General features: G+C 53.3%; 21 protein-coding genes and 1 pseudogene. 21 read left to right on the forward strand and 1 reads right to left on the reverse strand.

Translation table 11 applies throughout. From position 1 onward, the window contains the following. The first annotated feature begins 12 nt into the window (after positions 1–12). From DQG13_RS07295 to DQG13_RS07310, 4 genes and pseudogenes are all read left to right on the forward strand, one after another. Positions 13–1,776 (forward strand): hypothetical protein, encoded by a 1,764-nt coding sequence (locus DQG13_RS07295; RefSeq protein WP_113019097.1) that lies wholly within the window; start codon positions 13–15, stop codon positions 1,774–1,776. 20 nt (positions 1,777–1,796) lie between these two features. Beyond that, positions 1,797–2,153, forward strand: a pseudogene (locus DQG13_RS31440) (response regulator); the annotation flags it as partial. Positions 2,154–2,944: 791 nt separating this feature from the next. Continuing rightward, positions 2,945–3,727: a prepilin peptidase gene (locus DQG13_RS07305; protein ID WP_113019099.1), complete on the forward strand. Its 783-nt coding sequence runs from the start codon at positions 2,945–2,947 to the stop codon at positions 3,725–3,727. Positions 3,728–3,766: 39 nt separating this feature from the next. Then, positions 3,767–5,026, forward strand: coding sequence for a methyl-accepting chemotaxis protein (locus tag DQG13_RS07310; RefSeq protein ID WP_113019100.1), 1,260 nt, complete (start codon positions 3,767–3,769; stop codon positions 5,024–5,026). Here DQG13_RS07310 and DQG13_RS07315 read toward each other — a convergent pair. Continuing rightward, positions 5,021–5,317: a DUF5658 family protein gene (locus tag DQG13_RS07315; protein ID WP_113019101.1), complete on the reverse strand. Its 297-nt coding sequence runs from the start codon at positions 5,315–5,317 to the stop codon at positions 5,021–5,023. The two genes, DQG13_RS07310 and DQG13_RS07315, sit on opposite strands and share 6 nt — an antisense overlap. A gap of 392 nt (positions 5,318–5,709) precedes the next feature. Here DQG13_RS07315 and flgB point away from each other — a divergent pair, with 392 nt between their 5' ends. From flgB to fliY, 17 genes are all read left to right on the forward strand, one after another. Further along, positions 5,710–6,111 (forward strand): flagellar basal body rod protein FlgB, encoded by a 402-nt coding sequence (gene flgB / locus DQG13_RS07320; RefSeq protein WP_113019102.1) that lies wholly within the window; start codon positions 5,710–5,712, stop codon positions 6,109–6,111. Between the two features lie 2 nt (positions 6,112–6,113). Continuing rightward, positions 6,114–6,572, forward strand: a complete 459-nt coding sequence (flgC, locus tag DQG13_RS07325) for a flagellar basal body rod protein FlgC (RefSeq protein ID WP_113019103.1) — start codon at positions 6,114–6,116, stop codon at positions 6,570–6,572. Positions 6,573–6,590: 18 nt separating this feature from the next. Continuing rightward, entirely contained in the window at positions 6,591–6,899 is a 309-nt protein-coding gene (gene fliE / locus DQG13_RS07330; RefSeq protein ID WP_113019104.1) for a flagellar hook-basal body complex protein FliE, read from the forward strand. Between the two features lie 22 nt (positions 6,900–6,921). Further along, complete coding sequence (fliF, locus tag DQG13_RS07335) at positions 6,922–8,523, forward strand: flagellar basal-body MS-ring/collar protein FliF (RefSeq protein ID WP_258525514.1); 1,602 nt, start codon at positions 6,922–6,924, stop codon at positions 8,521–8,523. An 11-nt stretch (positions 8,524–8,534) separates the two neighbouring features. Further along, the gene (gene fliG / locus DQG13_RS07340) at positions 8,535–9,563 is read left to right on the forward strand and encodes a flagellar motor switch protein FliG (RefSeq protein ID WP_113019105.1); all 1,029 of its coding nucleotides are present in this window, start codon (positions 8,535–8,537) and stop codon (positions 9,561–9,563) included. 148 nt (positions 9,564–9,711) lie between these two features. Beyond that, entirely contained in the window at positions 9,712–10,392 is a 681-nt protein-coding gene (locus DQG13_RS07345; protein ID WP_258525516.1) for a FliH/SctL family protein, read from the forward strand. Continuing rightward, positions 10,389–11,708 (forward strand): flagellar protein export ATPase FliI, encoded by a 1,320-nt coding sequence (fliI, locus tag DQG13_RS07350; protein ID WP_113019107.1) that lies wholly within the window; start codon positions 10,389–10,391, stop codon positions 11,706–11,708. The genes DQG13_RS07345 and fliI overlap by 4 nt, the downstream gene beginning before the upstream one ends. 8 nt (positions 11,709–11,716) lie before the next feature. Beyond that, positions 11,717–12,157, forward strand: coding sequence for a flagellar export protein FliJ (gene fliJ / locus DQG13_RS07355; RefSeq protein WP_113019108.1), 441 nt, complete (start codon positions 11,717–11,719; stop codon positions 12,155–12,157). A gap of 37 nt (positions 12,158–12,194) precedes the next feature. Next, on the forward strand, positions 12,195–13,139 hold the full coding sequence (locus DQG13_RS07360) for a magnesium transporter MgtE N-terminal domain-containing protein (RefSeq protein ID WP_113019109.1): 945 nt from the start codon (positions 12,195–12,197) through the stop codon (positions 13,137–13,139). A gap of 42 nt (positions 13,140–13,181) precedes the next feature. Then, positions 13,182–14,519 carry a flagellar hook-length control protein FliK gene (locus DQG13_RS07365; protein WP_113019110.1) on the forward strand — a complete coding sequence of 446 codons (1,338 nt, stop codon included), beginning with the start codon at positions 13,182–13,184 and terminating at the stop codon, positions 14,517–14,519. Between the two features lie 35 nt (positions 14,520–14,554). Next, on the forward strand, positions 14,555–15,001 hold the full coding sequence (gene flgD, locus DQG13_RS07370) for a flagellar hook assembly protein FlgD (RefSeq protein WP_113019111.1): 447 nt from the start codon (positions 14,555–14,557) through the stop codon (positions 14,999–15,001). Next, positions 14,998–15,378, forward strand: a complete 381-nt coding sequence (locus DQG13_RS07375) for a TIGR02530 family flagellar biosynthesis protein (RefSeq protein ID WP_113019112.1) — start codon at positions 14,998–15,000, stop codon at positions 15,376–15,378. The genes flgD and DQG13_RS07375 overlap by 4 nt, the downstream gene beginning before the upstream one ends. A 110-nt stretch (positions 15,379–15,488) precedes the next feature. After that, complete coding sequence (gene flgG, locus DQG13_RS07380; protein ID WP_113019113.1) at positions 15,489–16,313, forward strand: flagellar basal body rod protein FlgG; 825 nt, start codon at positions 15,489–15,491, stop codon at positions 16,311–16,313. A gap of 97 nt (positions 16,314–16,410) precedes the next feature. Then, positions 16,411–16,641, forward strand: coding sequence for a flagellar FlbD family protein (locus DQG13_RS07385; protein WP_113019114.1), 231 nt, complete (start codon positions 16,411–16,413; stop codon positions 16,639–16,641). After that, positions 16,634–17,113 carry a flagellar basal body-associated FliL family protein gene (locus DQG13_RS07390; RefSeq protein ID WP_258525518.1) on the forward strand — a complete coding sequence of 160 codons (480 nt, stop codon included), beginning with the start codon at positions 16,634–16,636 and terminating at the stop codon, positions 17,111–17,113. Before DQG13_RS07385 ends, DQG13_RS07390 begins: the two co-directional genes overlap by 8 nt. Positions 17,114–17,153: 40 nt before the next feature. Then, positions 17,154–18,155 (forward strand): flagellar motor switch protein FliM, encoded by a 1,002-nt coding sequence (gene fliM / locus DQG13_RS07395; protein WP_113019115.1) that lies wholly within the window; start codon positions 17,154–17,156, stop codon positions 18,153–18,155. Then, on the forward strand, positions 18,145–19,455 hold the full coding sequence (fliY, locus tag DQG13_RS07400) for a flagellar motor switch phosphatase FliY (protein ID WP_113019116.1): 1,311 nt from the start codon (positions 18,145–18,147) through the stop codon (positions 19,453–19,455). The genes fliM and fliY overlap by 11 nt, the downstream gene beginning before the upstream one ends. Positions 19,456–19,477 lie beyond the last annotated feature (22 nt).

The raw sequence follows: 19,477 nt of genomic DNA on the forward strand, positions 1-19,477 counted from the left end.
GGAGGACATGCATTGAAAGAACAAGCTGGGGCAAGCCGGAAGGTGTTGGCCTCGGAGAGAGGCGCGGCCTTGCTGATCTCCCTCCTGGCGGTGGTGATGATGACCATTTTGGGATTGGTTCTTCTGGAGGTTCTGAGAGGGGGATTAACTCAGGCAGCTTCATCCGAAGCAAGAATTCAGGCGGAGGCGCTGGCCCAGAAAGGGCTGGACGATTCTCTTGCGCTCATCCGGCACGCTGTGGATCAAGGAAACCTGTTCTCTCCTGATTACCGAAGCAAAATTAATGCCGTTCACAATGCTTTGGGAGAGTATTTGCCCTCTCCTGCTCCCTCTCCCGGAACGGGCACGGTGATGGGATTTTTGGAGGATAGCGAGACCAAGGCAGCAAGGGGAAGCTATTCCATCCGTGTAATTGAAGCAGAGAACAAAGTGGTGCTCCCCCTTGCAGGGGTCATAACCTCTCCGGATTCGCCTTACGTATACAAAATGGTCATCGAATCCACAGGAAATTCAGGGACTCAGCAGAATGTTTCCGCTGTGAAGAAAATGACCGTTTACGTCAGCACCATCAATCCCGTTTTCCGTTACCCGGTTTCATCATCAGGCAATATGGAGTTGAATGGAGCGCCTGCCATTGTAGGAGATGTATTCGTCAACGCAGGACTGAGCGTCTCTTCAACGGCGAATTACAAGACCAATAGAGACCGGAAAACAGCTTCTGATTATCCTTCATTAAAAGGATTTGTGAAGGTAATCGGCGGTTCATTTAAGTATATGATGGACGGCATCGCCAAAACTGAGTTTGAGAATGGCTTTTTTTCCAGGCATATTCCGTTTGAGGATCTGTCCTTGCAGCCTGCCGTGGAGGTGGATGTACAGCATATTGTCGAAGCCAAAACCTCTGCCGACTCCGGCAGCGCCTTCTCTGTGCGGGGAGCCATGCCTTTTGGGCAGCCGGTTTCCGCTTCCGGAATGGAGGATTATCAGCTAAAGAACCACACTGTCGACAAGAGTCTGAAGATGGAGGACCGCTGGGCAACACTTAACGAAAAATTTGAGCTGGCTCCAAGCGATTCCGACCTTGGCGGTATCTGGATTCATAATGGCGGGCTTTATCTGGAAAAAAATGCGGAGTTGGTGATCAAAAAGGGCTCCCTGTACATCGCCAATGATGATCCCTACATGGTTGCCGCCCATCTTGGGGGAAAGCTTGAGCTGGAAGCAGGGGAATATGCCGCCATCCGGGGCAACGTTACGTTATACGACGACTTCAAGCTGATTCGAGGGGTGATGTATATTGACGGGGATTTGAGGATTATCGGCAATGTCAGTCTGAACGGAACCCTCTATGTAAACGGCAATGTGGAGATGAAGGAAATGACCTCGGTCAACAGCACGGGAGCGCTGATTGTTGCTGCACAGGGGAAGATCATCATGGGGGATAATACTTCCGACCAGGAAATACGCAGCTTTCTGTATTCGAATAGTGATATGGAATTATATGGAGTAAAATCCAAATTAGACATACGCGGCGGCATACATGGCAATGCAGTTAAATTGAATGCGGTCCGGGGGGAAGTGAAAACAGCGGCAATCGAGCCGGGGGAGCCTCCGGAATTTACATTCCAGCCGGAGGCAGAGCAGAAGGCTCTGGACCCTTCCGCATCCAGGCTCCGCATTGAGTATGACAGCTTGCTCTATGATGATCCTCCTCCAGGCATTCCCACTGTTCATAATGTGAATGTGTACGTAAGCCAAATCCAGAATGTGAACTGATGACAAAGGAGGGAATCGAGATGTCTCACACAATACTGGTTGTTGACGATACCAAATTCATGCGGAAGATGCTGACGGATATGCTGAAGCAATTTGGTTATCAGGTCGTGGGGGAGGCGGATAACGGCAGGCAGGCGGTCCAGAAGTTCAAAGAGCTGAGGCCTGATGTGGTCATGATGGATATCACCATGCCGGAGATGGATGGAATCGAGGCCATGCGGGAAATCCGGCGGATTGATCCCGCTTCGATTGTTCTGATTTGCTCGGCCATGAGCCAGCAGGATCTGATTTCAGATGCCTTGAAGGCCGGAGCCAACGGCTACGTGATGAAACCCTTCAAGCCCAACCGGGTTAACGAGGTGATCCGCAAGAATGTAACTCCGAAGATTCAAGTGGTCAAGCCCGCTGCTGTAGCAGAAGCAGTGATAAGAGAACCGGAGCAGGCTCCGGAGGAGGAAGCAGAACAGCCCGGGGAGCAGGCTTTGCAGGAGCCGGAAATCATGGCAGAGGAAATTCCCGTCGAAGCGGCAGAACCGCCTGAGGAACCGCCTGAGGAACAGCCTGCAGAACAGCCTGCAGAACAGCTTGCAGAGCAGTCTGCAGAGCAACCTGCGGAGGAGCCTCTGGCTGCTTTGGCTGATGCCGGGCCGCCGGCAGAGGAGGAAACGCCTTTAGAGGAAAGCGAAATGGAGGAAGTCATTCTCCCGGCAGCAGCAGAACCGGCTCCCGATGAAGAGGTGTGGAGCCTGGACGATCTCAATGAGCTTAGTCTGATTATGGACGATCTGGAAGAGAGTGAAATCAGCAGCTTATCTGAATTTGTCAACACGGGCGCGCCTGCCGGGATCAAGGAGTCCAAGCAAGAAGATATGTCGCATAAAATTATTCCGATCATCAGAGGAGGAACAAACGTGAAAAAATTTACCAGCAGCTATATGTGCAATTGGTCAGAGGATATAAATGGAGGGGTCCTGTCCTATTTGGTTATATGCACGGAGAGTGAAAACCGTGTCTGCCTGGAGGTTACGAATGAAAACCAAGAGAAGCAAAAAGTAGAGGTTTCTCTGGAAGGCTTCAAACAACTGATGTCCTGGATGGAGGACAAGCTGTCCACAGGCTCCAATGTGCGGGATTTGTCGAGAAAGTCCGAGATGTAAAGGGGTGTGTCATGATTGACGTGGTTCAATTGTCGCATATTGTCTTATTATTTTTTGCCGGAACATTGATCGGATCATTCTGCAATGTAGTCGGAATCCGGATTCCTGCGGGCAAATCCATTGTAATGCCGCGGTCCTCCTGCATGAGCTGCGGCACCCAGCTTCATTATACAGAGCTCATTCCGGTGCTGGGATGGCTTTTGAACAGAGGAAGATGCCGCTACTGCAAGCAGCCTGTCTCCGGAATCTATCTGTTCGGCGAATTGGCCGGGGGTTTTTTGTTTGCGCTTCTGCCTTACCTGATAGCTGAACCAAGAGAGCTGATTCTGGCATACCCTATGGCCGCGCTGCTGATTGCATTAACGGTTGCGGATTTGAAGCACAGGCTGATCCCCAACAAGCTCATGTATCCGGCGCTGATTTTCTTTTTTCTGCTGCGGCTCTTGATCCATCCGCTGCCTTACTATTCTTATGGGTTGGGTTTTGTGCTGGGGGGCGGGAGCCTGCTTGCGGTTTCATGGTTCTTTGCCCTCCGCGGCAAGGACGGAATGGGGGGAGGGGATATCAAGCTCATGGCTCTGATGGGGATGATTATGGGCGCGAAGCTTGTGTTCATTTGCCTCCTTGTATCCGCATTGCTGGGCTCTGTGACGGGAAGTCTGCTTATTCTGGCCGGAAAGCTGGAGAAGGAGAATGCTTATCTGCCCTATGGCCCTTTCATCGCCGCAGGCGGACTATGCGCCTTATTCTTTGGAGACCCGCTGGCCTCTTGGTATATGGGCTTGTTTCATTAAACAAAAAACAAAGGGCTTATTACGCTTCGGGAGGAACTTATGAACAGCTTTCGTTCTCTTTCATTCAAGTCCAAGCTCCAGCTTGGCTACTACTGCATTATTATCGTCTATACGATTGTAATCTTCATTCTGATGATTACCACAGGCGCCGCCGTATGGCTTGGTTTGGTTTGTTCGCTGGTCCTCATGGCAATCAGTCTTCCGTTTGTCAACTGGATGGAAAAGATGCTCACGGAGCCGGTTCAGGAGTTGTCGCGGATTGCCCTCAATATTGCCAAGGGAGATTTCACGCAAAAAATGGAGGTTTCGTCAGATGACGCTTTCGGCGAATTGGGCAAATGCTTCAACAGCATGATTGACCGGTTGAAGGAGCTGCTGAACGAAACCAAGCATATGTCTGTCCATGTTTCCGAATCGGGGCGGGATATCTTTGCCAAGAACGAGGAAATTAACCGCCTTTTGCTGGACGTCTCCAGCGCCATGGCGGATCTGGCAGCCGGAGCGGGCCAAATATCGGAGGGGGTGTCCCGCAGCTTCTCCACATTGAAGGACATTGAGAGCAAGGTTTCCGGCTATACCAGCTCCGCAAGACGGATGAACAAAGCCTCACAGGAAACTCTGCTGCTTGTCAAAAAAGGGAATGAGGCCGTGGAGACGCAAACGGAGGGCATACGTCATAATGTGATTGCCACGGATAACGTGTCGTCCACCATATCCGAGCTGGTAAAGGAAGCTGCCGGAATAACCAAAATTGCCGGAACCATTTCGGAGATTGCCAATCAGACCAACCTGCTTTCCCTCAACGCCTCCATTGAAGCCGCCCGGGCGGGGGAGCATGGTTTGGGCTTTTCCGTTGTTGCCCTTGAGGTGCGCAAGCTGGCGGAGCAGTCGGCCAAATCCGCCAGGGAGGTGTTTGATCTGGTTCGCAATATCGAGCAAGGGGTACACCAGGCGCTGCAAAATATTAAAGTGAATGAAAGCATTGTGAAGCGCCAGGTATCCGCCATTGAGGATACGAAAAAGGTATTCGGGGACATGGTGGAAAGCATCATGTTCGTAAGCGAGCAAATGAACCATTTTGAGGAGGAAAGCGAGAAGATGCTGGATTCTGCCCGGCAGATGTCCGCGGTTATGGAAAATATCGCCTCCATTACCCAGGAGTCCGCCGCGGCCACTGAGCAAGTATCCGCCTCCATGGCCGTTAATACCGGTTCAGTCACCGAGGTGGTCAGCTTGACGGAGCAGATGATACACAGCGTGATACAGCTCCATCGGAGCATTCAGGTGTTCCGGTTATAAGAGGCTGTTCCACATCCAGAAGGAATGAAGCAGCATCACCCCTGTATAGACAATAAAAGCAACGCCGATCAGGGCTTTATGATAGTTTTGGGGAGCGGTTTTCTCGGAGATTAGAAGCAGCAGCAGCGGAAGGGCCAGCTTCACTCCATAAAACAGCGGGTAAGCCTGTTCATACAGAATCCTCATGAAAGGATTCGCTTCCGTAATAACCTGAAGCCGCAGCCCGATGTCAGTAAGCATGGCATCGGCCAAGCCGGCCAGGACGAGAAAGATGATGGATTTGCGGTACATATTGACATACTCCTTTTTGCTGAAGGGTCTCTCCTAAACTATACCCGATCCGGATATACTCCGCCAGCTGCGGCGGACAAGGGACTAATGGGCTATTATTACCAGTCTTTACTGCCGCAGGAAATCCTGCTTATATAGGCCCTCCAATCAGAGTCACGGAATTTATATAAACTTTAGATTATAAAGTCCTATAATTACAAAGATAGGGCTTTTTTCATATTGTATATTTTGCCATTTTTTTGCATGATTTATGATGTCGAATCTACTCTATGCTCCATGATGTGACAGCGTTGGCGAAAACTTAATATAATTTATTGTCGAAAAAAAGAGGAGAATGAAAGAAAGCTGTTGAATAAGTAACGGTAATCTGTGGCCGGAGGTTGAAGCTCATAATGAATATCCTGCAATCAGCAAGTTTTAACCGGTTGGAACGCACCTTGGATGCGGCCGTCCTGAGGCAGACTGTATCTGCCAACAATGTTGCCAATGTGGATACGCCCAATTTTAAACGTTCGGATGTGGTGTTTGAGGAGCTGCTTAGCCAGCAGATGAATTCCAAAACCCTCACAGGCAGACGGACACATCCCAAGCATATTCCCATTGGAAGCGGATCGTCCCCGGTAGAGTCGAAAATTGTTGTAGACAATAGCTCGGTGATGAACAACAATTTAAATAATGTAGATATCGATGCCGAGATGTCCCTCATCGCCAAGAACCAGCTCCGCTATAATGTGGTGGCCCAGCAAGTGACCCACGATATCCGCAATATCCGCACCGCGATTGGAGGGAAATAGCAATGAAGCTGACCAACGGGTTTGATATCAGCAGCTCGGCGCTTACCGCCCAGCGGCTCAGAATGGACGTAATTGCCTCCAATATGGCCAACGCGGATACAACGCGGGGCAAGCTGGTAGACGGCAAATGGGTGCCTTACACCCGGAAGATTGTCTCCATGGAGCAAAAGCAAGGCGCCTCCTTTTCCCAGGTGCTGTCCGGCGCAATGGGAACCGCTAACGCCTCATCCGGCGGCGGAGTCAAGATAAGCAAAATTTCCGAGGATTCCGCTCCCTTCAAGCAAGTGTACAACCCCACCCATCCCGATGCGGATGAGAAGGGGTTTGTACTTATGCCCAATGTGGACCCGCTGAAGGAAATGGTGGACATGATGTCCGCCACCCGGTCCTATGAAGCCAATGTTACGGCGCTGAACGCCGCCAAGGCAATGATTACGAAAGCTCTTGAAATCGGCAAATAATATAGGGGGTAACCGTACATGATCGAGAAAATAGGAATCCAGCCATCCTCCTTGTTGAAGCCGTTGCAGACGGATGCCAAAGCATCGGCAGGAGCGGCGGACCTTGGAAAATCCTTTGGGGATATGCTGAATCAAGCCATCGGCCAGCTGTCGGCCCAGGAGAAAAACGTAGAAATGCTGAATGATCAATTTATCCGCGGCGAAGGGGTAGATGCCCATCAGCTGACGATCAATGCGGAAAGGCTGTCCTTGGGACTGGAGCTTACTGTCCAGGTCCGCAATAAGGTGATAGAAGCTTATCAGGACATCATGAGAACGCAAATTTGATCCTAGCGTATGAGCGACATACGTGCTGGCGGATGAGGTGAAATATGTGAACGAAAGACTGCTCCAATATTGGACGAATGTGAAGCAATATTGGAACCGATTCAACAAAACTTCCAAGCTGATGATTGTCGGCATCTTTATTGCGATGCTTCTGACTATTATCCTCTTTGTTTACAACAACTCCAAAATTGAATATGCAACAGCCTTTACGGATTTGCAGCCCAACGACGCAGCTTCCATTACCAAGTATCTCACCGACGGGGGAATCCCCTATAAGATCAGCGAGGACGGCAAAAGCATTGGAGTTCCCCGCAAGATGGTGTCCCAGGTGAAGGTGGATGTGGTCGGACAAGGCTTAACCAAAAGCGGCTCCATCGGCTGGGGCGTATTCCGCGAAAACAGCATCTTCGGCAAAACCGATGCCCAGACCCGGATCATGGAGCTGGAGGCTCTGCAAGGGGAGCTGGAGCAGCTGATCAACACCAACGTGGCCATTTCAGGCTCCAAGGTGTTGGTAACCCGCCAGGATGACGGCGTCTTTCTCCGGCAGAACCAGCCTCCCACCGCCTCCATTATGGTGAATACGAAGCCCGGTTATGTCCTCGATCAGCAAAAAATCGATACGATGTATTTGTTGGTGTCGAAAAGCGTCCCGAATCTGACGGTAGAGAATATTACCATCTCCGACCAGAACGGGGACTTGCTTCCCTACTCCAAATCGTCCGCAGGCCAGCTTGGCGCCACCAGCGCGGCGGCGCAGCAGTTTCAGATCAAGAAGGATTTTGAGCAGGACCTGCGCAAAGAGATTACCCGGCAGCTTGGTTCCATTGCGGGGGCCAATAATGTCATGCCCATGGTTGTGGCCACCTTCAATTACGACAAGAAGACGCAGAACAGCGATCTGGTCACTCCGGTCAATGGGGAAAACGGCATTGTGGTCAGCTCCAATGTGAATGAAAAATCTTCCACCGGAGTCTCCGACGGCGGTGTAGCGGGGACAGGCGAAACCGATGTTCCTACATATCCGTCAGGAGCCAACGGCGGCGGCACGTCGGAGGAATCCTCCAGAACCTACAATTATGAATTCAACCGCATTAAAGAGGTCATTGAATCACAGCCGTTTTTTGTCAACGATTTGATGATCAGCGTCGGCATCAACCGCAACGCCAACCTGACAGACGCTACCAAAACAGCCATTCAGCGGATGCTGACCAGTCTGGTGGCCACTTCTCTGGCCAACAACGGCCGGACCTATACCGCCGAGGAACTGGCAGCCAAGGTAACCGTGTTTGATGAGACCTTTGCGGAGGCCGCGCCCGGTACGGGAACAGCCGCCGGAACCAATTGGCTTCTGTACGGCGGAATCGGCGCAGCTGCGGCAGCGTTGGCGGCAGTGGGCGGATTCGCTATCGCCTCGCGGAGACGGAAAGCCAGAGAGCTGGAGGCCATGGAGGAAGAAGCGGCGATTATGGTTCAAAATGCCAATACCCAGGCCGAGTTCCCCAGCATTGATCTTGACAATCTTACTAATGACAATCAGGCCAGGAAGCAGCTTGAGCAGTTGGCGAAGAAAAAACCGGAAGAGTTCGTCAATCTTCTTCGCACCTGGCTTGTAGATGAATAGAGGGGTGCGCAATGGCAGCAGCAAAAGGGGCGTTTCAGGCTCCAATTCTTACCGGCCGGCAAAAGGCTGCTATTCTGCTGATCAGTCTGGGGCCGGAGGTTTCCGCGCAAATTTTCAAGCATCTGCGGGATGACGAAATTGAACAGCTGACCTTGGAAATCGCCAATGTCCGCAAGGTGGACTCGGCGGAGAAGGATGCGATCCTGGCGGAATTCCACCAAATCTGCATGGCCCAGGAATTCATCTCCCAGGGCGGTATTGCTTATGCCAAGGAAATTCTGGAGAAGGCTCTGGGCAACCAGAAGGCCATCGATATAATCAACAAGCTGACGGCAACCCTGCAGGTTCGTCCCTTCGACTTTGCCCGGAAGGCGGACCCGTCGCAGATTCTCAACTTTATCCAGAACGAGAATACCCAGACCATCGCCCTGGTACTGTCCTATTTGCAGGCCCAGCAGGCATCCATGATTTTGTCCGCCCTTCCCGAGGACAAGCAGGCGGATGTGGCCAAACGGATTGCGCTTATGGACAGCACCTCTCCGGAGGTGGTGGCCCAGGTGGAGCGTGTGCTGGAGCAGAAGCTCTCCGCTACCGTTACCCAGGACTACACCTCTGCCGGCGGCATCGAATCCATTGTGCAAATCCTTAACGGTGTTGACCGGGGCACAGAGCGGACGATTCTGGATGCTCTGGAAATCCAAGACCCTGAGCTGGCCGAGGAAATCAAGAAGCGGATGTTTGTTTTCGAGGATATCGTCAATATCGACAACCGCTCCATCCAGCGCATTATCCGGGATTTGGAGAATGCCGACCTTCAATTGGCCCTCAAGGTGGCCAGCGAGGAGGTGCGGGAATCCATTTTCCGCAATATGTCCAAACGGATGGCGGAGACCTTCAAGGAAGAAATGGAATACATGGGGCCTGTCCGGCTGCGTGATGTGGAAGAGGCCCAAAGCCGTATCGTATCGACCATTCGCCGTCTTGAGGAATCCGGCGAGGTTATTATCGCCCGCGGCGGGGGAGATGATGTGATTGTCTAGAGTCATCAAACCGCAATTTTATATCACCTTAGACGACCGAAAGGAAATAAATGTTGCATCTTATTCATTACCCCATCCTGCACAGCATGAAACGCCGCTTCAGCCGGTTTCCGATGAGGAAGAGGCCGAACTGAGGGAGCTGCTCCGGATGAAGGACCGCATCCTGCAGGATGCGGAAAATGTGGCCGAAGAGCAAATCCGCCAAGCCTTGGAAGAAGCAGCCGGGCTCCGGGCCGCCGCGCAGCAAGAGATTGAAGGCTGGTGGGAGGAGCGCCGCAGCCAGGACCGGGAGGCGGCGGAGGAAGCGCGGCAAAGCGGCTTCCAGCAAGGCTTCCAAGCCGGGCAGGAGCAGGCGGAGGTCAAGGTGCTGGAGCAGTATGACCAGCTTCTGGGCGATGCCAGGACCGTGCTGGAGCAGGCTTATGACCTGAAGCGGCAGATTATTCAGGAATCCGAGCCTTTCCTGGTGGAGCTGGCAACAGCCATTGCAGGAAAGATTATCCAGCGGGAGCTGAGCTCCAATCCCCAGTGGGTAATTGAGATGACCAAAGGGGTGCTGGCCCGGAAACGGGAAAAAGGAACGGTCACCCTATGCGTCAGCCCCAAGCAGTTTGCCTATATCCGGGATGCCCGGGATGAGCTGAAGCTTTCGGTGGATTCCCAGGCCGAGCTGGAGATTCTTCCCGATTCCACGATTGACGATTTCGGCTGTGTGGTCCGCACCGCCTTCGGAAGCATTGATGCCCGTGTGGACACGCAACTGAAGGAAATCAAGCTTGCGCTGCAGCAATTGTCCATGGAAACGGCGGAGGGAGAAGAGGAAGCATGAATGTGCCCCAGGCTTCGCGCTATATCGAGCATCTCCGCCATATTGATCCTGTGCTGGTGAACGGCAAGGTGACCCAGGTGATCGGGCTTACGGTTGAATCCGAGGGACCCGACGCCAGTGTAGGCGATGTCTGTTATATCTATCCGTATAAATCCACCAAGCCGTTAAAGGCCGAGGTGGTGGGCTTCCGGGACAACAAGGTCATTTTGATGCCCCTTGGCGATTTGCAATCCGTCGGTCCCGGCTGTGAAGTGGTGGGAACCGGAAAGCCTTTGTCCGTACAGGTTGGCTACGAGCTTCTGGGCAAGGTTCTCGACGGTCTTGGCCAGCCCCTGGACGGGAGCTTTCTGCCAAGCCGCATGACCCATTATTCCACCCACAATGCGCCCAGCAATCCGTTGAAGCGGCCCCGGGTGCTGGAGCCCATCAGTGTGGGCATCCGGGCCATTGACGGACTGCTTACCGTGGGCAACGGGCAGCGGGTCGGTATTTTTGCCGGCTCCGGCGTGGGCAAAAGCACCTTGCTGGGCATGATCGCCCGGAACACTGCCGCCGATGTGAACGTCATCGCCCTTATCGGCGAACGGGGCCGGGAGGTGCTGGACTTTATTGAACGTGATTTGGGGCCGGAAGGCCTTGCGCGTTCGGTGGTGGTGGTTGCCACCTCCGACCAGCCTGCGCTGATCCGGATCAAGGGGGCGCTGATTGCCACCAGCATCGCCGAGTTTTTCCGGGACCGCGGCTTAAACGTTATGCTGATGATGGATTCCGTTACACGCTTTGCCATGGCCCAGCGGGAAGTCGGGCTGGCCGTCGGCGAGCCGCCTGCCACAAGAGGATACACGCCTTCCGTATTTGCCATGCTGCCCAAGCTTCTGGAGCGTTCGGGGACCAGCCCCAAAGGCTCCATCACCGCCTTTTATACGGTGCTGGTGGATGGCGACGACATGAACGAACCCATTGCCGATGCAGTCCGAGGCATCCTTGACGGACACATCGTGCTCAACCGGAATCTTGCCAATAAAGGACATTTCCCGGCCATTGACATTCTGGCCAGCGTCAGCCGCGTCATGAAGGAAATCGTGCCTCCCGAACATCAGGAGGCCGCCCAATTTCTGAATCAGGTGCTCTCTGTTTATAAGGATTCGGAGGATCTGATCAATATTGGGGCATACCAGCGCGGGTCAAATCCGGAAATTGACATGTCCTTGAAATATATACAGGCCATCAACGAGTTCACCAGGCAAAAAGTAGATGAAAAAGTGACATTCACCCAGGTTCAGGAGCGTTTATTATCTGAATTTAGCGGAGGTTGAGTCAGAGGATGCGGTTTAAGTACACCTTTCAGAAGATTGTGGACCTCAAATCCAATGAGAAAACTCAGGCGGAATGGGTTTTGTCCGGCGCTATCGGCCATCTCCGGGAAGAGGAGGAGAACCTTTCAACCTTGTTTTCCGAAAAAAGCAGCGTTGAAACGGAGCTTGTCTCCGCCGCCCGGCACACCACTGCTTCGGAGCTTATGAGCTACCAGTATTATCTGGATCATCTGAACAACAGAATCCGGAGCAAAACGGCGGATGTCCGGCTGGCAGAGAAGAATGTGGTGGAGAAGCGGGGAATTCTCTCCTCCAAAATGGTGGAGGAGAAGGTTTGGGATCAGGCCCGCAACAAGGCGTATCTGCTTCATCAGGCCATGGAGCTGAAGAAGGAGCAGGAGGTTCTGGACGAAATGGCGACCATGCGGCATAAGGCCAATCATGGATGAAGACGGCTTAATCTTGTGGACAAAAGGAAGTGCATAAATGATGGAGATGGAGGCGGAAAAGCCGACATTTAGCGCGTTTGAACGGTTCCTGTACTGGTTTTTTATCCCCATTGTGTTCACGATGGTGCTGATCGGCGCACTCCTGTCCTTGTTTGACTACAATGTCAAGGATGAGCTCTTGAAGATCGGCAATAAAGTGCCGGGACTATCCGCTGTTCTTCCCGACCCCAAAACCGACGTAAAGACCGATGCCAAGGCGGTGCAGCCTGCTGACGCTGCAACAAGCGGGGAAAGCACGCCGGAAGCAGTGGCAGCCGAGGCTACCGCCCAGTTGGCGGCCCTGCAGAAGCAGCTGGAGGCGCAGACCGCCGAATTGGCAGGCAGCGCCCAAACGCTGAAGGATAAGGATCAAACCATTAAGGACCTGCAGGCCAAAATCGCCGCATTGGAGGCGCAGAAGGTAAGCCAGGCCAAGAGCGACGAGGAATATCAGGCCCTGATCGCCGAAACGGCTTCCATGTACGCCAAGATGTCTCCCAGCAAAGCTGCTCCAATCATGCAGAACTTGACCCTGAAGGAGCAGGTGCTGCTGCTGTCTGAAATGAAAACCGATGACCGGGTTCGCATTTTGGAAAAAATGGATCCGAAAAAAGCGGCGGAAGCATCTATTTACCTGAAGGATGCCGTTCCTGCCAAGGATAAGCAAATCGCTGCCCTGCAGGAGCGTCTCGACCTGAACAAAACAACGGCAAGCGCCACCCAGCAAAGCGGCATAACCAAGCAGGAGCTGGGACAAACCTTTGCCAACATGACCCCCAAAAGCGCAGCCGAGCTTCTTGTGGAAATGAACAAAACCGATTCCGGCAAGGTGATCGAAATCCTGAACAGCATGGATGTGGCGGCGCGGTCCAAGGTGATGACCTACTTGTCCGACAACTTCAAGGAAGTGGCGCCGGTTATTGCCTCCAAGCTTGCCCCTTAAGCCCAATCGGAACCAGTTATTGAAAGGAGGTGAAACACGAATATGACAACTATTAACCCATTGGTTATGACTATGCCCGGCAGCTCCACGGCGGTCCAAGGAAATACGGCTGGCGCCGCTGCTGCAGGAGGGAATGCGTTCGGCCAGATGCTGGTCCAGGTCATCGGCGGTACGGGCGCGCAGCCGCAGCAGACAAGCTCCCTTCCCAACCTGGCCTCATTGCTGGCCGGACTGCTGGCGGGCATGAGCTCCGAGGAATCCGCCGCTATGCTGGAGGGCTCTGGATCGGAGGTCTTGGTTAAGCTGCTGGAGCAGCTGGCCGATCATCCGGAATTGCTGGAACAGCATCTGGGAGACGAGGATATGCAGGCTTGGCTGGCCCAGGCGGCGCTGCTTCTGCAGGGCATGCAGCTTTTGCCCGCAGCGGTTCTGAATCCCCAGGAGGAGGCAGCTGCCGCCAATCAGGCGACAGGCGAGGAATCCGCAGCCGTTCCGGCCATGAATGTCCAGCAGGCCCAGACGGTTCTGAAGCAGTTTGTTCAGGCCCTGAACCAGCACCCTGACGAGATTTTCCTGAATCAGCTTCAGGACAAGCTGGCTGCCATCCTGACCAAGCGCAATCAGCCTGAATCGGCATTGCCTGCCCAAACCGGCGAGAATGGCACAACGGCCGCCAATAAGTCTGCCGAAGTGACGTTCACTGTACTGCCCTCCACAGCCGCAACGCGACTGGAGATGCTGGCGGCGCGGCATACCCCGATTCAACTGGCCGAAAGCGGCAAGGCTGCAGCACAGACTTTGCCCCAGGAGAATTCCGAAGCCGGCCAGCAATCCGGCGACAGCCGGGAGGAATTGTTTGGCACGACAGTCGTCAACGGGCGGCATACAGTTGAAAGAGGGCCCGCTCCTGCCGAATCCTTTCCCGTACGGGCAGGACAGCTGGCGGAGGATATCAGCAAATTTATGCTTGGCAAGCTTCGCGTCCAGACCGGCAGCGGGATAACCGAAGCCAGGCTTTCCCTGACTCCTGAGGCGTTGGGACATGTGGATGTGAGACTTACGCTACATAACGGCCAACTGGTCGCCCAATTTGCCGCACAAACCGCGATGGGCAAGGACGCGCTGGAATCCCAGCTGGCCCAGCTCCGCAATATGCTGCAGGCCCAAGGGATTCAGGTGGAAAAAATTGAGGTAGCCCAAAGCCCGTCCCTGCAGTCCAGCATGTTCCAGGACCCGCGCGGACAACAGCAGCCCCGCCAATCCGGCTCCCGCGGCAAAGAGCAGTCCCGGGACGGCAATGAGGAATACGCGGTGGAAGCCGCCGCCATTCTGCGCAGAGAGGCTTCCGGGGATGAGGATGGCTTTGACGTTATTGCCTAAACGGCCGCGCCACGTGTGAAAAGGAGGTGTAAACAATGGCGGATTCCCCTATATCCACCCAAAATGTATGGCCTTATTATTCCTCCTCCAATGTCAGCAAAGCGGCGAAAACCGACGGAAGCGAGTTGGGCAAGGATCAATTCCTTAAAATTCTGATCGCCCAATTGAAGAACCAGGACCCGATGCAGCCTTTGCAGGATAAGGAATTTATTGCCCAGATGGCACAGTTCTCCTCTGTGGAGCAGCTGACCAACATGGCTACGGAAATCAAGGCTCTGCGCGAGTCTTTGGGGATGGCTTCGGGATTGATCGGCAAATCCATTACTTGGACAAGCCAGGATTCCGGCGGTTATGAAACCGAAGAAAGCGGCATTGTCCAGGCGATCACCTTTAGGAACGGCACCCAGTATGCCAATGTGGACGGTATGGAAGTTTCCCTGGATAAAATCACCAAAATCGAGAACGCGGAGACCTCATCATGACAGACCCTATGAAAATCGGTCAGCTGTATCCCGCCACTCTCCCTCCCGGCAATGTCAGAATCGGTTCAAAAGCCGTTGCCGGCTCCTCCGACAAAAGCTTCCAGCAGGTGCTTCAGGAGGAAACCCTGAAATTCAGCCATCATGCCGAACTCCGGCTGAAGCAGCGGGGGATTCAATTGGAGCCGGAGCAATTAAGGAAAATCGGCTCCGCGCTGGATAAAGCCGCCGCCAAGGGGGCCAAGGATTCCTTGTTGATCATGAATGATCTTGCCCTTATTGCCAATGTGCGCAACAGGACCATCGTTACCGCCATGGACGGCGAAAGCTTAAGAGACAATGTTTTTACTCATATTGACAGTGCCGTGGTTGTATCTTGACAGGAAAGGGCCGGCCCGAACAGGAAGCCTGATTTGCGGATCGAAGGAAGCAAACAGCCTGTCACATATCAACAACCGCCAAACGAAGCACTCGGGGAGGATAAGAGTTTATGCTTAGATCTTTGTATTCCGGCGTTTCCGGTATGCGCGGCTTTCAAACCAAGCTGGACGTCATCGGTAACAATATTGCCAATGTCAATACCGTAGGCTTTAAAGGCAGCCGCGTCATGTTCAAGGATATTTTGAGCCAGACGGTTTCCGGCGTAACGGCTCCGGATGGGAACGATTCCGGCGGCGTCAATGCCAAGCAGATCGGCTTGGGCGTAGCCTTGAGCTCCATTGATACCGTTCATACCCCGGGCAGCGCCATGACCACCAACGTGCCTACTGATCTGCGGATCGACGGCGACGGCTTTTTCGTAGTAAGCGGCGGGGAGGAAACCTTTTATTTGACCCGCGCAGGCAACTTCTCCGTGGACACCAACCGGAATCTGGTCAATGCGGATGGACTCCAGGTTCTCGATTCCGAAGGTGGGGCTATCATCATTCCGGAAGAGGTTACCGCCTTCTCCATTGCCAATGACGGCAATATCATTGCGGTGCAAGCAGACGGCACTTCCGCTCCTATCGGCATTCAGATTGCTGTAGCCAAGGTAGCCAACCCAGGCGGCCTGGAGAAAATTGGTGGGAACCTGTACCGGATAACGCCCAATGCCAATCCGGACGGCGTGTTGGAGTTCGGCGATACTACCATACCCAATAATGCCGAGGCGGGAACCGGAGCCATCGTGTCCGGCCAGCTGGAAATGTCCAATGTGGACCTGACTGCGGAATTCACCGAAATGATCGTCGCCCAGCGCGGCTTTCAGGCGAACTCGCGGATTATTACCACCTCGGATGAAATTCTTCAGGAAGTGGTAAACCTCAAGCGCTAATCGCTTGAATGATTAAAGGTGTCCGGGGGGCGCAGAGCCCTCCGGCATATCCTTTGCAAGTCCAATGCTTACATTGCAAGCCCCCAGGAGGGATGGCATGATCACCGTTAGACGGTTAAACGGAAAGCCTATTACCATAAACGCTCTATTGATCGAGACAATTGAGGACACTCCGGATACAGTCATTACCTTGACGACAGGAAAGAAATTTATGGTTCTCGACGAGGTTCCAGATGTGATACGCTTGGTGCAGAACTTTTTGTCGGCTATTGGCGGAGTGCGGGGGACGATCATGAGCTCGGAGTTGGAGGGGTCTGAAGGTGTTTAAAAACAAGCTGTTTATGATCATTATCGCCATGCTCATTGTCATTACCCTGATTTTGGTGGCATTCTTCACCTTGTGGACCGTAATGGACAAGAATAGCCAGCCATCGAATCCCCAGGAGGCGGCCAAAGCCTCGGTAAGCCAAGTGGAAGGCAAACGGCTGACTCCGGCCCAGGTCAAAGCGCAGACCGTTTTTATCGAAAATGTGCTGACCAATCTGGCTGAAAAAGGCCGTGTGGTAAAAGCCAGCTTTGCCTTTACCCTCGACAACAAAAAAAGCAAGGAAGAATTTGAAACCATTGTATTCCAGGTAAAAAGCATCGTCATTCAGACCCTGGCGGACATGAAGGCCGAACAGATTCAGGGCAGCAAGGGCCAGGAGTTCCTGATCTCCACCCTGATGAACAAAATCAATGAATTGCTTGTGGAAGGCAAAGTGGTTTCCATTTCCCTTACGGATTATTATGTGGAGTAGCCCATGTACATAGACAGCAAGTACCCAAGGAGGTGACGATATGGTAGACGTACTTTCGCAAAATGAGATCGACGCCCTGCTGGCGGCATTGTCTTCCGGCGAGATGGACGCGGAGGAACTGAAGAAGGAAGAGACCCAGAAAAAGGTGCGGGCGTACGATTTTAAGCGCGCCACGCGGTTTTCCAAGGATCATCTGCGAAGCCTCACCCGGATTCATGAAAACTTCGCCAGGCTGTTGACCACTTATTTTTCCACACAGCTGCGCACGTTTGTGCAAATCAATGTAGTGCAGGTGGAACAGCTGCCTTACGATGAATTCATCCGCTCCATTCCGAAAATGACTATTTTGAACATTTTCGAGGCGGAGCCGTTGGAAGGCCGTATGGTTTTGGAGGTACATCCCAACGTCGCTTTTGCCATGCTTGACCGCCTGTTGGGTGGGACAGGCATCTCCCCTTCGAAAATCAATGCCTTGACTGAAATCGAAACCATTATAATGGAACGGATTTTCAGCCGCGCATTAGATACATTGCAGGAGGCGTGGAAAACGGTGACGGATTTGTACCCGCGGCTGGAGGCTCTGGAGACAAATCCGCAGTTTATGCAAATCGCTTCCGCAAATGACACCATTGCCCTGATCTCCCTCAGCACCAAAATCGGGGATACAACCGGCATGATCAATCTGTGTATTCCGCATGTGGTGATCGAGCCTGTTATGCCAAGGCTGTCCGTGCACCATATGTTTGTAACCCATAAGAAATCCAAGTCAACGGACGAAACGGACGCCCTGAAGCAGCGGGTATCCAAGGCCAAGCTCCCCATCATCGCCGAACTGGGCCATTCGGAAATTTCCGTGAAGGAATTTCTCAATCTCTCCGTTGGGGATGTGATCCCGCTTACCAAGCCTGTGGAGGAGGGACTTCAGATTCTGGTAGGAGAAAAATTAAAGTTTATCGGCAATCCCGGAACGCTGAAAGGCAAGGTGGCTGTTCAAATTTCGGAGATTGTAGAAGAAGGAGCCGAGGAACAAAATGGCGAATAATAAGGATTATTTGTCCCAGGAGGAAATTGATGCCTTGCTTCGGCAATCCTCCGATGACGCAGGCGCACTGAGTGCGCCGGAGGAGCCTGCCGTACAGGATTATCTGTCTGCCATCGAACAGGACGCTCTGGGGGAAATCGGGAATATTACCTTCGGCAGCGCGGCTACCGCACTTTCCACCCTTCTGGGCAAAAAAGTGGACATTACCACGCCGAAGGTGGATGTGATCTTCCGGAGTCAGCTTCATAATGAATTTCCCAAGCCGCATGTGGCTGTGCATGTCAACTACGTGGACGGCTTCCACGGCATCAACCTTCTGGTGATCAAAACCCGGGATGCCCAGATCATTGCCGACCTGATGATGGGCGGGGACGGCACCAATCCTGCCGGCGAGCTGAATGAAATCCATATCAGCGCCGTACAGGAAGCAATGAACCAAATGATGGGCTCATCTGCCACCTCCATGTCCACCATCTTCAACCGGTTTGTCAATATCTCGCCTCCGGGCATCGATATTATGGATCTGGCCAACGGCGGTATGGAAACTCTTCCCGATGAGGAAGTGTTCATCAAGGTTTCCTTCCGGATGGTCATCGGAGAACTGATCGACTCCACCATCATGCAGCTGTTGCCGGTGAAATTCGCCAGCGATATGGTCAAGACGCTGATGGGCGAGACCAGTCCCGAGCCTGCAGCCCCGGCGGCTCCCGCACCGCAGAAGCAAGCTGCGGCGCCTGCTCCATCCGCGGCTGCCGCGGCAGCGCCTGCGCCACAGCCGCAGCAGCCGCCGCAACAACCGGCCGCAGCGTATCCGCAGCCGCCTGCTTACCCGGACCCGGCCGCATACCAGCAACCGCCCTACGGATACCCGCAGCCCGGTTACGGTCAGCCCGGCTATCCGCAGCCGCCCATGATGCCGCCTTATCCCGGGCACCAGCAAGCTGCGGCGGCGGCAGCGTATTCCGCGCCCAACCGGAATGTGAACGTGCAGCCGGTACAATTCGCAAACTTCAATCATCCGAATAATTTGATCCCGGATGATTCCAATTTAAATCTTTTACTGGACATTCCCCTCCGAGTCACGGTAGAGTTGGGTAGGACACAAAAAGTGATCAAGGATATTCTGGATCTGTCGCAAGGCTCCATCATCGAGCTGGACAAGCTTGCTGGCGAACCGGTGGATATTCTGGTGAACAACAAGCTGATCGCCAAGGGGGAAGTGGTGGTCATTGACGAGAATTTCGGCGTTCGCGTCACCGACATCATCAACCAATGGGATCGTATCCAAAAACTTCAATAATTACTCTCAAGGAGGATATTAC

Source organism: Paenibacillus sp. YN15, assembly GCF_003285005.1.
Taxonomy (GTDB): Bacteria; Bacillota; Bacilli; order Paenibacillales; family NBRC-103111; genus Paenibacillus_AR.